1 pseudogene is annotated in these 422 nt (G+C 52.6%); it reads left to right on the forward strand.

Going from position 1 to position 422, the window contains the following annotated elements:
* Positions 1–133: 133 nt before the first annotated feature.
* Positions 134–422: pseudogene (locus BGK49_RS18375) on the forward strand (IS1-like element transposase); the annotation flags it as partial.

Below are 422 nucleotides of genomic sequence, written 5' to 3' on the forward strand. Positions count from 1 at the left end.
ACTGGCCGATAAACCGGGTCGGCGAACTGCTCCCCTGGCGCGTAGCACTGCCGACTGAATAACACATCCCCGTCAATACGGTTCTTGCTGCACGCTTACATTTAGTGTATGATGGTGATTTTAAGGTGCTTGCGTGGCTTCCATTTTCATCAGATGTCCTTCCTGCTCCGCTACTGAAGGCGTGGTGCGTAACGGCAAAAGCACTGTCGGACATCAGCGCTATCTCTGCTCTCATTGCCGTAAAACATGGCAACTACAGTTCACTAACACCGCCTCTCAGCCCGGTACGCACCAGAAAATCATTGATATGGCCATGAATGGCGTCGGATGTCGCGCCAGTGCACGCATTATGGGCGTTGGCCTCAACACGGTTTTACGTCACTTAAAAAACTCAGGCCGCAGTCGGTAACCTCGCGCATACA

This window comes from Shigella sp. FC1544, assembly GCF_001722145.1.
Taxonomy (GTDB): domain Bacteria; phylum Pseudomonadota; class Gammaproteobacteria; order Enterobacterales; family Enterobacteriaceae; genus Escherichia; species Escherichia coli.